Consider the following 14,670-nt stretch of genomic DNA (forward strand, 5'->3'; position numbering starts at 1 on the left):
CCCTGCTTTATTTGTATAAACCGCGCAGTAAGGTGTGCACAAACGCCGGCACCACTTCGCTGGCAAAGCCGTAATGGCTTTCGGCAAATTCATTGCCGACCTGGCTTGGCTCCAGGTTCAGTTCCACCGTATGCGCTCCCTGCAATTTGGCTTCATGCACGAACCCCGCCGCCGGATAAACATGGCCTGATGTGCCAATTGCAATAAATACATCAGCGTTTTCCAGCGCCTGATAAATTTCCTCCATACCGATGGGCATTTCACCAAACCACACCACATGTGGGCGGAGTGCTGAAGGAAACTGACAGCAGGTACAGCGATCGTCACTGGTGACATCGCCGGTCCACTCAATCACCTGACCGCTGGTTGCACAGCGCACCTTCAGCAATTCACCGTGCATATGCAGCACGCGTGTATTGCCCGCGCGCTCATGCAGATTGTCGATGTTTTGTGTTACCAGCAAAAAGTTGTCGCCGAGCACCTGCTCAAGCTCGGCTAATGCCAGATGCGCGGCATTAGGCTGAATTTCTGGCTGCTGCAATTGGTGGCGGCGTGCGTTATAGAAGCGCTGTACCTGCGCGGGATCGCGCGCAAAGCCTTCCGGTGTGGCAACATCTTCCACCCGGTGTTCTTCCCATAATCCGTCAGCGGCGCGAAAGGTGCGGATGCCTGATTCGGCAGAAATGCCCGCACCGGTCAGTACCACCACATGCGGCAGCGGGTGTGCAACCAGTTCAGCCTGACGATCGCGCTCAAAAATACGCTGGCGAAAGCGCTGATGCACTTTTCGCCGGGTCTTTTTCAGCCGGGCGAGTCGTAAGCGTCGACGTGGTGTGCGCATAAAGGCTCCTTGTGCAGCGGCTTCGGCGAGCCGCTATAAACAAATTTTTAGGCTAGCAGCCTGATAATAATGGTTGCGCATGACAGCACCATGCTACAAAAGCCGAAAATACGCGGCGCGCAGACGCATCCTGGCGCACCGCGTGATTCAGGCCATTATTGTCCACTCAGGACCCGCGCCGGAGCGATGCGGCTGGCGCGTCTTGCCGGATACCAACTTGCCACCAGGCTTAACAGGATGGCGGTGATAAGCACCGAAAAGACGTCAAACCAATGCAGTTCTGACGGCAAAAAATCGATAAAATAGATGTCGCCCGCCAGCAAATGATGTCCGGTAATATTTTCCAGCCCATGCACCAGCGTAGTCAGATTTAGCGCCACCAGTACGCCAACCACCACACCGCTGACGCTGCCGAGCAACCCTGCCAGCAAGCCGTACCAGATAAAAATGGCACGAATCAGACGATCTTTGGCGCCCAGAGTCCGCAACACCGCAATATCGCTGCTCTTGTCTTTCACGGCCATTACCAGCGTCGAAACGATGTTGAAACAGGCCACGCCAATCACCAGCACCATCGCCAGATACATAATGGCGCGGATCATCTGGATGTCGCGATACATATAGCCGTAAGTGCCAATCCAGCTTTTGATATAGACATAAGCGTGCGTCGCTTCACCCGCATCCCGCACCAGCTTGACGGCTTTAAAGGGATCGTCCATCTTCAGCGCAATGCCAGAAACATTTTCGCCCATATCCAGATAGTTTTGCGCATCGGCGAGCGGCACCAGCGCCAGGCTGTGATCCAGCATACCGCTGAGTTGCAGAATACCGCTGACCTGTAAGCGCACGCGCTTCGGCTGCAGCAGTTTATTATCACCGTCATTATTCGGGATCATGATGGTGATCCAGTCGCCCTGCCTGACGTTCAGCGATCGCGCAATACCGCCGCCCAGAATAATTTGCTGTTTGCCCGCGGCAAACGTTGACCATTTATTGTCTGCGACAAAACGTGGCAGCGCGCTCAGGCGCGGCTCCTGGGCTGGATCCACGCCTTTAACCTGTAACGCCTGCAATTTTGCGCCGTTTTCAATCAACCCGGTAAAATTGACGTAAGGCGCGGCAGCGGCAATACCCGGCACCTTTTCGATGGGGGCAATCATTGATTGCCAGTGCTGAAACGGCTGCTTAACCGCTTCGATTTCACCGTGTGGCACCACCGCAAGAATGCGGTTATTGAGTTCGCGCTCAAACCCGTTCATTGCGCTCAGGCCGATAATCAATACCGCCACGCCCAGCGCAATACCAAAAGTAGAGATCACCGAAATCAGCGAAACCATGCCGCCACGACGCCGGCCACGGCTAAAGCGCAGCCCCAACAGCAGCGATAAGGAAGACCCCATTACACCGCTCCTGCAAAGGTCAGTTGGTCACTCAACTGCCCATCACGCATTTTCATCTGGCGCGTCATGCGCTTAGCCAGCAGCAGATCATGCGTCACCACTAAAAATGCCGTGCCCTGGCGCACATTCAGTTCACCTAACAGCTCAAAGATGGCATCGGCATTACGCGCATCAAGGTTGCCGGTGGGTTCATCGGCCATAACCAGGCGCGGCTTATTCACCAGCGCACGGGCAATCGCGACGCGCTGGCGTTCCCCGCCAGATAATTCGGAAGGGCGATGCGTAGCCCGATGTTCAAGCCCGACGGCTTGCAGTATCTCACGCGCCCGATCCTGCGCTTCCGCTTTGCCGCTTTTACCAATTAGCAGCGGCATGGCGACGTTTTCCAGCGCGCTAAAGTCCGGCAATAAATGGTGGAACTGATAAATAAAGCCCAGCTCGCGATTGCGCAATTCGGCCTTCGCCGATGAGGACATGGCGTTTAGTGATTTCCCATCAAAGACCACATCGCCTGAAGTAGGCGCATCCAGTCCGCCCAGCAGATGCAGCAAAGTACTTTTACCGGAACCGGAACTGCCGACAATCGCCATCAATTCGCCCGGTTGCAGGCTAAAAGCCACATTGCGCAGCACCTCCGTCTGCACGCTGCCTTCCTGATAGCGCTTACACAAATCGCGACACTGCAACAAAGGAGAGTTACTCATAACGTAAAGCCTCGGCGGGTTGAACGGCGGCAGCGCGCCACGAAGGATAAAGCGTAGAAAGCAGTGCGACGACCATTGCGCTGAAGGCAATAGCCACCACTTGCCACAGATTAATATCAACCGGCAATGCTGCACCATCAAGGAACAGGCCAATCACCGGCATCAGGTTATTCAGCTGGCTGGCGAGCAACACGCCAAGCAGCGTTCCCAACAGCGTCCCGATTATCCCGGCACTGGCTCCCTGCACCATGAAGACTGCGACAATTTGACGCCGGGTTAAGCCCTGCGTTTGCAGTATCGCCACTTCGCCCTGCTTCTCCATGATCAGCAACCCCAGCGAAGTGATGATATTAAACGCGGCGACGGCGATGATCAGGCTCAGCAGCAAGCCCATCATATTTTTTTCCATGCGCACCGCCTGGAACAGGTCCCCTTTGCGCTCGCGCCAGTCTTTCCATACCATGCCGTCCGGCAACGTTTGCTGGCTAAGGCTGTCAACGTCCAGAGGCTTATCCAGCCAGAGTCGCCAGCCGGTGACATTTCCCGCCGGGTAGCGCATCACACGCGACGCGTCCTGTTGATTGACCAAAATTTGGTAGCCATCGACTTCGCTGTTTGCGGCATACGTCCCGGCAACGGTAAACAAACGCTGGCTCGGCACCCGCCCCATCGGTGTAAACTGGCTCACCGACGGCACCATCAAACGCAGCCGGTCGCCACGCTTCACGCCCAGCTGGTTTGCCAGCTGTTCACCGAGAATGACGTTGTACTGGCCCGATTGCAGTACGCGTTGCTGGGTATTAACCAGATACGGGGTCAGGGGATCGTTTTCATCTGGCATAATACCCAACATTACACCAACAGAAACGCTGTGCGCGCTCTGCAACACCACATCTGCAGTGGTCAGCGACGCAACGCGGTTAATGCCTTGTAGTTTGAGGCTGGAAGCGGGCTGTTGCTGTGGATTGATACTGCCCTTTTCGCTGGTGACCAGCGCCTGAGGCATCAGCCCAAGGATGTTGCCTTCCAGCTCGCGTTCAAAGCCGTTCATCACGGATAGCACCGTGACCAGCGCCAACACCCCTAACGTGATGCCAATGGTTGACAGCCAGGAAACAAAGCGACCGAAGCGATCCGATGCTTGCCCGCGCATGTAGCGCAGACCGATAAATAGCGCGACAGGTTGATACATGGAATCCAATGTGCAGTTGCCTGAAAATAAGTAGTGGGATGATAAAGGAGCCGCCTGCTTTATGAAACCTCTAACTCGCTGAGTGTGCAGCAAAGTTACGTCAGAATGCGTCAATGACAGCACCCATTCACAGAAATGCGATAAAAAGAGGCGGTTAATCGTACGATTATCCGTCAACCACGGCGCTAAACTACACTTAATCAGACGACAAGAGGTTAAATATTGCACAGACGTAAGAGGTAGCGACCATGTTCAAATTTCCCAAAGGCAGTATTGTCAAACACAAATCAGGGGAGATCAGAGGCGAAGTCGTTAACGTCTTTGAACAGGGAGAAGCACCCACCGGCTACTACGTGAAGTGGGACGACGGCAATCACAGTTATCACCTTGAGCGTGACCTGTGCTGGGCCAACGTTGACCGCCCGCGTATGCACTACACACAGCAAGCTATAAAATAACGCCCGTCCAGTGGCGAAGCGGCAGTAAAATTCTGCCGCAGAGGTGATCCCCAGGGCGTAATATGAAATGATTACGCCCTGGCAAAAAATGGAGAAACCTCGAGATCCCATGTCCGAACAGACTCGCTATACCCTGCCCGTAAAATCCGGCGATACCCGCCAGCTCGGTCAGCTGATCGGTGCCGCGCACGCCGTCGAATGTGCCAGCATCGCCGAGCGCCATACCGGTCCGGTGTTAATGATTACGCCTGACACACAAACCGCCTTACGCTTGCTGGACGAAATCCGACAGTTTACCGATCTACCGGTTAGCCATCTCGCCGACTGGGAAACGCTGCCTTACGACAGCTTCTCGCCACATCAGGACATTATCTCCGCCCGCCTTTCAACGTTATATCAATTGCCCACGATGCAGCGCGGTATGCTGATTTTGCCGGTCAATACGCTGATGCAGCGTGTATGTCCGCACAGCTTCCTGCATGGTCATGCATTGGTAATGAAGCAGGGGCAAAAACTGTCGCGCGATCGCCTGCGCGATCAGCTGGAGCAGGCTGGCTATCGTCATGTCGATCAGGTGATGGAGCACGGTGAATACGCCACGCGTGGCGCATTACTTGATCTGTTTCCAATGGGCAGTGAACAACCTTATCGCATCGACTTTTTCGATGATGAAATTGACAGCCTGCGTCTTTTTGACGTTGACAGCCAACGAACGCTGGAAGCCGTGCCAGAAATCAATCTGCTGCCCGCTCACGAATTTCCCAGCGACAAAGCCGCCATTGAACTTTTTCGCAGCCGCTGGCGCGAGCTGTTTGAAGTGCGGCGTGAAGCGGAGCACATCTATCAACAGGTCAGCAAAGGCACCTTGCCCGCCGGTATTGAATACTGGCAACCGCTGTTTTTTGACCAGCCGCTGCCAGCCTTATTTAGCTATTTACCCGGCAATACGCTGCTGGTGAATTATGGCGATCTGGAAGGCAGCGCTACACGGTTTTGGCAAGATGCCAATGCACGCTATGAAAACCGACGTGTCGATCCCATGCGGCCCTTAATTGAACCGGTTACGCTGTGGCTACGCCCGGATGCACTGATGGGTGAGCTGAAAAGCTGGCCGCGCGTGCAAATGTCCCACGATACGCTGCCTGAAAAAGCGGCGAATACCAACCTCGGCTATCAGCCATTGCCTGATCTGACTGTACAGGCACAGGCCAAAGCGCCGCTTGACCACCTGCGTCAGTTCCTTGAACAATTCGACGGTGCGGTGACCTTCTCGGTAGAAAGTGAAGGACGTCGTGAAAGCCTGCAAGAGCTGCTGGCGCGTATTAAGTTGCGTCCACAACCGGCGCACAGGCTTTATGAAGCCCGTGCTGCGCGTTTTACGCTGATGATTGGTGCCAGCGAGCGCGGCTTTATTGATACCCAGGGCAACCGCGCCCTGATTTGCGAAAGTGATCTGCTTGGTGAACGCGTCAGTCGCCGTCGTCAGGATACCCGCCGGACTATTAATCCCGACATCCTGATTCGTAACCTGGCGGAGTTGCACCCCGGTCAGCCTGTGGTGCATCTGGAGCACGGTGTCGGTCGTTATATCGGCCTGACGACGCTTGCGGCGGGGGGTATCCAGGCTGAATATCTGATGCTCTCCTACGCTAATGACGCCAAATTATATGTGCCGGTATCATCGTTACATCTGATCAGCCGCTATGCTGGCGGCGCGGATGAAAATGCGCCGTTGCATAAGCTGGGCAGCGATGCCTGGTCACGTGCGCGGCAGAAAGCGGCAGAAAAAGTGCGCGATGTGGCAGCGGAGTTGCTGGATATTTATGCCCAGCGCGCCGCCAAAACCGGCTTCGCCTTTAAGCACGATCGCGAACAATATCAACTGTTCTGCGAAGGCTTCCCGTTCGATACCACGCCCGATCAGGCGCAAGCCATTAATGCGGTATTGAGCGATATGTGTCAGCCGCTGGCGATGGATCGTCTGGTTTGTGGCGACGTTGGCTTTGGCAAAACCGAAGTGGCGATGCGTGCCGCTTTTTTAGCGGTTGAGAACAACAAACAGGTCGCGGTACTGGTGCCAACTACCCTGCTGGCACAGCAGCATTATGATAACTTCCGCGATCGCTTTGCTAACTGGCCGGTACGCATTGAGATGCTGTCGCGCTTCCGTACCGCTAAAGAGCAAACGCAGGTGTTGGAACAGGCCAGCGAAGGCAAAATCGATATTCTGATCGGTACGCATAAGTTGCTGATGAGCGATTTAAAGTGGCGCGATCTGGGACTGCTGATTGTGGATGAAGAACACCGATTTGGCGTTCGTCATAAAGAGCGGATTAAGGCAATGCGGGCCGATGTTGATATTCTGACGCTTACCGCCACGCCGATCCCACGCACGCTGAATATGGCGATGAGCGGTATGCGCGATCTGTCGATCATCGCTACCCCACCCGCGCGTCGTCTGGCGGTCAAAACGTTTGTGCGCGAGTTTGATAATCTGGTGATCCGTGAAGCCATTCTGCGTGAAGTGCTACGTGGTGGCCAGGTTTATTACCTGTACAATGACGTCGAGAATATCGAGAAAGCCGCACAGCGCCTGGCAGAACTGGTGCCGGAAGCCCGCATCGCCATTGGTCATGGCCAAATGCGCGAGCGCGATCTGGAACGGGTGATGAATGATTTCCACCATCAACGCTTTAATGTGCTGGTGTGTACCACCATTATTGAAACCGGTATCGATATCCCGACCGCAAACACCATTATCATCGAACGCGCTGACCATTTTGGTCTGGCGCAGCTGCATCAGTTACGGGGTCGCGTGGGTCGTTCACATCATCAGGCGTATGCCTGGTTGCTGACGCCGCATCCCAAAGCGATGACCAGCGATGCGCAAAAGCGTCTTGAAGCAATTGCGTCGCTGGAAGATTTAGGCGCTGGCTTTGCACTGGCAACGCACGATCTTGAAATTCGTGGTGCCGGCGAGTTGCTGGGGGAAGAACAGAGCGGACAGATGGAAACCCTGGGTTTCTCGCTGTATATGGAGCTGTTAGAGAACGCGGTGGATGCGTTAAAAGCCGGTCGCGAGCCATCGCTTGAGGACCTGACCAACAATCAAACCGAAGTAGAGTTGCGTATGCCTGCCCTGCTGCCGGAAGATTTTATTCCCGATGTGAATACACGCTTATCGCTATACAAGCGGATCGCCAGCGCCGGTAACGAAACTGAATTGCAGGAATTAAAAGTCGAGATGATTGATCGCTTTGGCCTGTTGCCGGATCCAGCACGCAACCTGCTGGATATTGCTGCATTACGGTTGCAAGCACAGGCCCTGGGGGTGCGTAAAATCGAAGCCAGCGATAAAGGCGTCTTCTTTGATTTTGCGCCGCAGAACAGCGTTGATCCGGCCTGGCTGATTGGCCTGCTACAGAAAGATCCCAAACAGTGGAAGCTGGATGGTCCAGCGCGCCTGCGCTTTACCCGTGAACTGACGGAGCGTAAGGTTCGCATGGAATGGGTGCAGGGATTTGTCGCACAACTGGCAGAAAATCGGGTGTAAAAAAACAGATAAAAAAGCGCATCTTCCCTGATGCGCTTTCTGGTTTTTGTCTGCTGTGTGGCCGCTAACGCGGCAAAGCTTTGCCCGGTTAAGCCTGATCGCTGTTAAGGATAAGCTGACCATTGCGGTCGAGTGGAATACGCGTGCCAGGATCATTTTCCGTGCGGATTTTGCCCTGTTGGTTGCCTATTTTATAGGTCACATCGTATCCCAACATTTTTTCTTGTTTGTCGTAAACGGTTTTGCAGCGCTGCTCCGTCGTCGTGTATGTATCACGGTTTTGCATCCCGGCCTGGACCTGATTACCTGCGTAACCCCCAGCAACCGCGCCTGCCACAGTCGCAACATCTTTGCCGCGCCCGCCGCCAAACTGATGACCCAGCACGCCACCCGCCACGGCGCCTAATACTGAACCCGCGATACGGTTGTCATCCTGCACGGCACGGCGATGGGTCAGCGTGACGTTGCGGCATTCCTGACGCGGCTGTTTGATACTTTCTTTAATCGGGGTAGCTGACAGTACCTGTGCGTATTGCGGCCCGCGGTCAAACACGTTCATGCCCGCCACGGCGGCAACGCCCAGCGCCGCTGCCACACCAACACCGATACCCGCTAACATTGACTTATTCACAGGACGTTCCTCCTGAAAGTGTTACCGCGCATTCCTGCCGCTGTTACATCCTCAACAGTTGGGGCCTAACCCGGCGTGCGCGACCCGCCGTGTTTGTTGAAAGAAGTTTTACAGATGGACCGAAATTGCAACATCAGATAAATGGAGGAAATCTGAACGACAGCCGTCAGGGCCAGCTTTTAGGAGAGTTCTGAGCGACACGGGAAGGCGCTGACTTCCCTTCTCAGTACGACTCTTTTTTCGCTGAAAATCAACAAGACAGAAGGATAAAAGGCGGAAACCCGCCTTATCAGATTAATGCAGTTTGAGGCGTGGGCGGATGACGCGGTTGATGCTGCCCACCAGCATCATCAGACCGGTTTTAAAATATCCATGGAGCGCAATCTGATGCATACGATACAGAGAGATGTAAACGAAACGCGCAATGCGCCCTTCTACCATCATCGAGCCACGCATCAGATTACCCATCAGACTGCCAACCGTACTGAAGCGCGACAGTGACACCAGCGAACCATGATCTTTATACACATACGCTTTCAATGGCTTGCCACTGCGCTGCGCCAGAATATTTTCCATCGCGCGTGAGGCCATCTGGTGCGCCGACTGTGCCCGAGGCGGCACAAAACCGCCAGAAGGCAGGGCGCAGGAGGCGCAATCACCGATGGCGTAAATATCATCATCCAGCGTGGTTTGCAGCGTCTCTTTGACCACCAGCTGATTAATGCGGTTAGTGTCAAGTCCGCCAATTCCTTTCATAAAGTCAGGCGCTTTGATACCTGCGGCCCACACCATTAAATCGGCTTCAATATACTCGCCGCCTTTGGTATGCAGACCTTTTTTATCCGCGCTGGTTACCATCGTTTGCGTAAGTACGCGCACGCCCAGTTTGGTCAGTTCCTGTTGCGCCGCCGACGAAATACGCGGTGGCAAGGCCGGCAGAATACGTTCACCCGCTTCAACTAACGTAACGTTCAGCGCTTCACTGCCCAGACCTTTATAACCGTAACTATGCAGCTGTTTTACCGCATTATGCAGCTCCGCAGAAAGCTCAACGCCGGTCGCCCCCCCGCCAACGATCGCGATATTCACCTTTTCAGTCTGCCCTTCACTGGCGGAGAACTTCAGGAAAAGATTAAGCATTTCGTTGTGGAAACGACGCGCCTGATGCGGATTATCAAGGAAGATACAGTGATCTTTAACGCCCGATGTGCCGAAATCATTGGAGGTGCTGCCCAGCGCCATTACCAGCGTGTCGTAGGCAAGCTCGCGCTGTGGCACCAGCACTTCGCCATGCGCATCCAGCACTTCCGCCAGTGAAATAACTTTCTTCTCGCGATTAATGTCAGTCAAGGATCCAAGCTGGAACTGAAAACCATGGTTGCGCGCATGAGCCAGATAACTCAGCGCATCAATACCTTCATCCATTGAGCCGGTTGCGACTTCATGTAGCAGCGGTTTCCACAAATGGCTGTGGTTGCGGTCAACCAAAATAATCTCAGCTCTCTTTTTACGGCCCAGTTTATGGCCTAACTGTGTCGCCATTTCCAGGCCACCGGCACCGCCTCCGACAATAACGATTTTCTGAATAGATGTAGTCAACAAGAACCCCCTCAAATTGTGAACCAACAGTTAATCAATAGTTAAATTAAACCTTAATAAACATAGGGTTGGCGAAGTTAAAATCGCGATCTGAGGGCAGAATAGCATGGTGTGAAGTGTTGGGCATAAGAAAATTGATTGACATCAAATTTCTTAGCGCAAACTCAGAATATCACCCATGAAAACAGGCACCTTTTAGATGCTTGTAGAATTAACATGCTGTTTTGAAAGATTTTATTGCTGAAGATATGGCGCAATATTCCTGAATTTATGCCCTTCCTTATCGTCCCATATGATTTCATAAAAAGGGTGAAGTCGCTGGGCACTCCGCTGACTGTCGAGAACGTCATCCTGACGCGACAAAATGGCCAAACAGTAATGGCGGTTTCTCTCGCGAAAGTCACTCACACATTTAGTCGCGATGTCTTTATACTCTTCAGGCCGGTCTGTTTTCCTGTCATATTTTCAAATGGAAACAGGTTGGGATTAAAAATCACCTGGCGAATACCGCATAAAAACCCAATGCGTTCCGGCCAGTAACCTCCAGGGCCCACGCCGCAAATCAGTGAGCTACGGTCATCACATAGCGCCAGCATTTTGTCGGTTTCTTTCAGCAGAAATTGCACATCATGTCTGGGATGGCGGGTACTGTAGCTAATCAGCCTAACGTCAGGGTCGATGAATTGCAGTTGCAGCACTTTTTCATGGTTGCCCGGACTCGTAGAATCAAAACCGTGTAGATAGATAATCATGATTTTCCTCAACGATGACTACGCCGGGCAGCCCGTTCAGTTATGACCGCGACGCTTTATGAGCCAGCCAGCGCGCCTGTAACGCACTTAGCTGTTGAGCGTTACTTTTCCAACGCGAACTCGCCTGCAAACTTTGGCGGCTGAAGGTTCCCTGATGGTACAGCTGCGAAACACGTTCAGCCCCGATGACAGTCAGACTATCCAGCACGCTAATTGCCTCCTGACGCTGATTACACACCAGGATCATATCGCAACCGGCATCGAGCGACTGCTGCGCGCGTTCGGCATAGCTTCCCATCACGGCAGCCCCTTCCATCGATAAATCGTCCGAGAAAATGACCCCCGTAAAACCCAGCTCTTTGCGCAATACGGTTTTCAGCCAATAGGGTGAACCACTGGCGGGTAACGCGTCGATTTCAGTATAGATAACGTGGGCAGGCATAATGGCATCCAGCGCCTGAGCGGCAATCAGGGTGCGGAAAATCGCCATATCGTGCTGGCGCAGCGTCGCTTCATCGCGCGGATCGCGCGGTGTCTCTTTATGCGAGTCAGCGCTCACCGCGCCATGCCCTGGAAAATGCTTACCGGTGGTTTTCATGCCTGCTTCATGCATTCCGTCGATAAAGCGGCGCGCAACGGCCAGCGCAATGTCCGGATCGGCATGGAAAGATCGATCACCAATTGCCGCGCTGATATGGCCAATATCCAGTACCGGCGCGAAGCTAATATCAATATCCATGGCGATCATCTCGGCTGCCATTTGCCAGCCTGCCTGCTGTGCCAGTTCACCTGCTGTATGCCTGTCATGCAGCGCAGCGAAGGACTGCATCGCGGGCAAGCTGGTGAAGCCATCACGGAAACGCTGCACGCGGCCGCCTTCCTGATCAACCGCGACCACCAGACGCGTATGTGAGGCCGCACGGATTTGCCGCACCAGCTCCGCAAGTTGCGCCGGATCGTGATAATTGCGGGCAAACAATATCACCCCTCCAACTAAAGGGTGTTTGAGTATTTCGCGCTCTTCCGCATCTAACTCGTAACCTTCAACGTCCAGCATCAGCGGGCCGGGTAAATGTGTTGTCATGACCAAAATCCTGTGACTTTATGCAGCCTGCATAAAGTAATTAAACCTGTTCCCAGCTCTGTTGAGCCAACTGTTGCAAGGCTTTTTCGCCGCTCTGCTCGGCGCGTAACTGATACCAACTGGCCATTAATAAACGTAGCCACGGCTGCCAGCGTTGTACCTGGCGCTGCAATGACGAAAACGATAATTGTGCGGCCTGCGCGTAATGCGCTAACCAGCGCTGCTGATGGGCCGGATCGGCGACGCAGACTGTCGCCAGCTCCAGCGCCACATCGCCATCCGCTGCATATTCCCAGTCGATAAGGTGCAAGCCATCCTCTGACATGACGATATTACCTGCGTGAACATCCATATGTAACGGTGCTAACCGCAGCGGCAGCGGTTCACCAATCCGTGATAAACGCTGAAGTTCTCGTAGCCACTTCAGGTTCCGGTGGCGGCAACGCTGCCAGTATTGCCATAACAGCGGCAACAGCGTGAGCCGATAGCCGGTTAGCGGCTGCCGATGCAGAAAGCACAGCAAACTGATGATGCGTGGCAGTTGCTGGGTAAACGCCTCAGCAGACAGCACCTTGCCTGGTTGCCACGGCAACAAGAGCCCCTGTCGATACCCAGCCAAAGGCGCGGGTGTTAATCGCGCCGCGTGCAGTTTCTTCAAAATGCGGTATTCACGCTGACGATCAACAAACGGGATGGCGGGATGCGGCGCAGGACGCGCAATAAATCTGCCCCGCTCACTCTCAATAGCCTGACTTTGTCCGGTCAAACCGGCAAGCGGCGTCAGGCTGGCAAGCGCGCTTTCGCCGAGGCTGCGCGCAATCATCCGCTGCATCGCTAAGTTAATTCTGTGCCGTCCCGGTGCCTGACCAGACAATTTCGCCAGTCTGCACCAGCATCAATTGCATTTGCAGCGTGGGGGTTTTCACGTCGCCCTGAGCGTTGCTGTACAGCACATATTGTGCGTTCAGATAACGCGCCAGGCCAATCGCTTTACTGCGCGAATTGAGGCTGTCATCGGCCGGTAAACCCAGAGTCTGTTTCGCTTGCGTAATTTGATCGGCGGAAACCAGCGTATATTTCCCATTGTTTTTCAATGCGTTTTGCAGCGCATCGGTGGCTTTTTCACTTTGCAGCGCGCCGTTGGTACTGTTTTTGATGCGGTCTACCAGCAGCACGTTACCTGCATCGGTGTTGGCGTTAGTGGCCTGTAGCATCTGTGCCACCAGCGGCTGCACGCCGGCATCCCAGTTAATGGTTTTCAGCTTCGGCGGCTGCGGAATCGGCTCCGGCTGAGGAACGGGTTCCGGTTGTGGAACGGGTTTGGTGGGTTCAACCGGCTGTGTGGGTTCAACCGGTGCGGGCGGTTGCTGTTTCAGCACACAACCCGAAAGAATGAGTGCCATCAACAGCACTCCAGTACGATTTACACTGCGAATCACGTAACAGTCCTCAGAGATAAAGATAGAGACGAACCTTACTGGCGGTCAGGTTACCGAGTTGGGACGTGACAGCAACGCTGCCCAGCGGCGGAACCGCAACAGTTTGTGGCGGTTCACGCGGCGTGATTTCCAGTCCTTTATCGTCATACCAATAATAACGATAGTGTACAACCACCGGCGTTTCGCGTTGGTTGTAGAGCATGCTACTGGCCCGTTTCTGCCCATCCTCTTCATCCAGCGCAGGCTCATCGGTGATAATACCTGCCGACAGCACCGATGATTCCATTACCAGCGATTGCGAAGTGTTGATCATCGGCTTGTCGCTGCGACAGCCCGCCAGGCTGAGCAACAACAGCAGACCGATTAGCCATTGGCGCATGACATGTTCCTGTTCCAGCGATCAGTTAGACAGCATCGGACCAAGCGGTGCGCCACCCAGCAGATGCATATGTATATGATAAACCTCCTGTCCGCCGTGCTGATTGCAGTTAACAATCAGACGATAACCGTTTTTATCAATTCCTTCTGCCCGGGCGATTTTGGCCGCAGCGGTAAACATGCGCCCCAACGCTTGTTCATGCGCTTCAATGACATCATTAGCCGTGGGGATAAACACATTAGGAACGATAAGAATATGGGTAGGTGCTTTAGGAGAAATATCGCGGAACGCAGTAACCAGGTCATCCTGATAAACCACATCTGCGGGGATTTCGCGACGGATAATTTTACTGAAAATCGTTTCTTCAGCCATGATGCAATTCCTTTAGCCTGAGTCTCAATCAATCAGTATGCGGGACAAATTTGTTTTCTTTCAACCTCAGGACCACTTTTCTTAGATTAATTGCCTGCCTTTAGAGCAGATTTTCGGTCCAGCTTCCAGCTTGTGTTAACGACCGTCATTTTATTGCATGGCACCTCATAAAAAATGAAGCGGCGTTTTATAAATAAAAAGCGACAGCGGCCGCCCCAGCCATCTACGTTTTCGGCTGGGGCCATACAACCCACGATAAACCCCGC

General features: G+C 53.8%; 13 protein-coding genes and 1 pseudogene. 2 read left to right on the forward strand and 12 right to left on the reverse strand.

The genetic code is table 11. The annotated features are described in order from the left end of the window. Positions 1-7 precede the first annotated feature (7 nt). The 4 genes from cobB to lolC all read right to left on the reverse strand — a co-directional run bounded on the left by cobB (position 8) and on the right by lolC (position 4,137). Positions 8-841, reverse strand: a complete 834-nt coding sequence (gene cobB, locus QRY16_RS09985; protein WP_289776467.1) for a Sir2 family NAD+-dependent deacetylase — start codon at positions 839-841, stop codon at positions 8-10. A gap of 155 nt (positions 842-996) precedes the next feature. Next, positions 997-2,241 carry a lipoprotein-releasing ABC transporter permease subunit LolE gene (gene lolE, locus QRY16_RS09990; protein WP_289776468.1) on the reverse strand — a complete coding sequence of 415 codons (1,245 nt, stop codon included), beginning with the start codon at positions 2,239-2,241 and terminating at the stop codon, positions 997-999. After that, a complete protein-coding gene (gene lolD, locus QRY16_RS09995; RefSeq protein WP_289776469.1) occupies positions 2,241-2,945 on the reverse strand; it encodes a lipoprotein-releasing ABC transporter ATP-binding protein LolD in 705 nt (234 codons plus the stop codon). Before lolD ends, lolE begins: the two co-directional genes overlap by 1 nt. Further along, positions 2,938-4,137 (reverse strand): lipoprotein-releasing ABC transporter permease subunit LolC, encoded by a 1,200-nt coding sequence (gene lolC, locus QRY16_RS10000; RefSeq protein ID WP_289776470.1) that lies wholly within the window; start codon positions 4,135-4,137, stop codon positions 2,938-2,940. The genes lolD and lolC overlap by 8 nt, the downstream gene beginning before the upstream one ends. Positions 4,138-4,385: 248 nt before the next feature. Here lolC and QRY16_RS10005 point away from each other — a divergent pair, with 248 nt between their 5' ends. Further along, positions 4,386-4,595, forward strand: coding sequence for a hypothetical protein (locus QRY16_RS10005; RefSeq protein WP_193405437.1), 210 nt, complete (start codon positions 4,386-4,388; stop codon positions 4,593-4,595). 109 nt (positions 4,596-4,704) lie between these two features. After that, positions 4,705-8,148, forward strand: a complete 3,444-nt coding sequence (gene mfd / locus QRY16_RS10010; protein ID WP_289776471.1) for a transcription-repair coupling factor — start codon at positions 4,705-4,707, stop codon at positions 8,146-8,148. Positions 8,149-8,236: 88 nt separating this feature from the next. On the opposite strand, the gene QRY16_RS10015 is transcribed toward mfd, so the two are convergent. The 8 genes and pseudogenes from QRY16_RS10015 to hinT all read right to left on the reverse strand — a co-directional run bounded on the left by QRY16_RS10015 (position 8,237) and on the right by hinT (position 14,404). Continuing rightward, on the reverse strand, positions 8,237-8,779 hold the full coding sequence (locus QRY16_RS10015) for a glycine zipper 2TM domain-containing protein (protein WP_289776472.1): 543 nt from the start codon (positions 8,777-8,779) through the stop codon (positions 8,237-8,239). A 294-nt stretch (positions 8,780-9,073) separates the two neighbouring features. Further along, on the reverse strand, positions 9,074-10,378 hold the full coding sequence (locus tag QRY16_RS10020; protein WP_289776473.1) for an NAD(P)/FAD-dependent oxidoreductase: 1,305 nt from the start codon (positions 10,376-10,378) through the stop codon (positions 9,074-9,076). Between the two features lie 211 nt (positions 10,379-10,589). Then, positions 10,590-11,130, reverse strand: a pseudogene (ycfP, locus tag QRY16_RS10025) (alpha/beta hydrolase YcfP). A gap of 40 nt (positions 11,131-11,170) precedes the next feature. Next, entirely contained in the window at positions 11,171-12,214 is a 1,044-nt protein-coding gene (gene nagZ, locus QRY16_RS10030) for a beta-N-acetylhexosaminidase (protein ID WP_289776474.1), read from the reverse strand. 40 nt (positions 12,215-12,254) lie between these two features. Next, positions 12,255-13,046 (reverse strand): thiamine kinase, encoded by a 792-nt coding sequence (gene thiK, locus QRY16_RS10035; RefSeq protein WP_289776475.1) that lies wholly within the window; start codon positions 13,044-13,046, stop codon positions 12,255-12,257. 7 nt (positions 13,047-13,053) lie between these two features. Beyond that, positions 13,054-13,653, reverse strand: coding sequence for a penicillin-binding protein activator LpoB (lpoB, locus tag QRY16_RS10040; RefSeq protein WP_289776476.1), 600 nt, complete (start codon positions 13,651-13,653; stop codon positions 13,054-13,056). A gap of 10 nt (positions 13,654-13,663) precedes the next feature. Further along, on the reverse strand, positions 13,664-14,032 hold the full coding sequence (locus QRY16_RS10045; RefSeq protein WP_193405442.1) for a YcfL family putative periplasmic lipoprotein: 369 nt from the start codon (positions 14,030-14,032) through the stop codon (positions 13,664-13,666). Positions 14,033-14,053: 21 nt separating this feature from the next. Further along, positions 14,054-14,404, reverse strand: coding sequence for a purine nucleoside phosphoramidase (gene hinT / locus QRY16_RS10050; RefSeq protein WP_289776477.1), 351 nt, complete (start codon positions 14,402-14,404; stop codon positions 14,054-14,056). Positions 14,405-14,670: the final 266 nt, after the last annotated feature.

It is taken from the genome of Mixta mediterraneensis, assembly GCF_030283135.1.
In the GTDB taxonomy this organism is placed as follows: Bacteria; Pseudomonadota; Gammaproteobacteria; order Enterobacterales; family Enterobacteriaceae; genus Pantoea; species Pantoea mediterraneensis.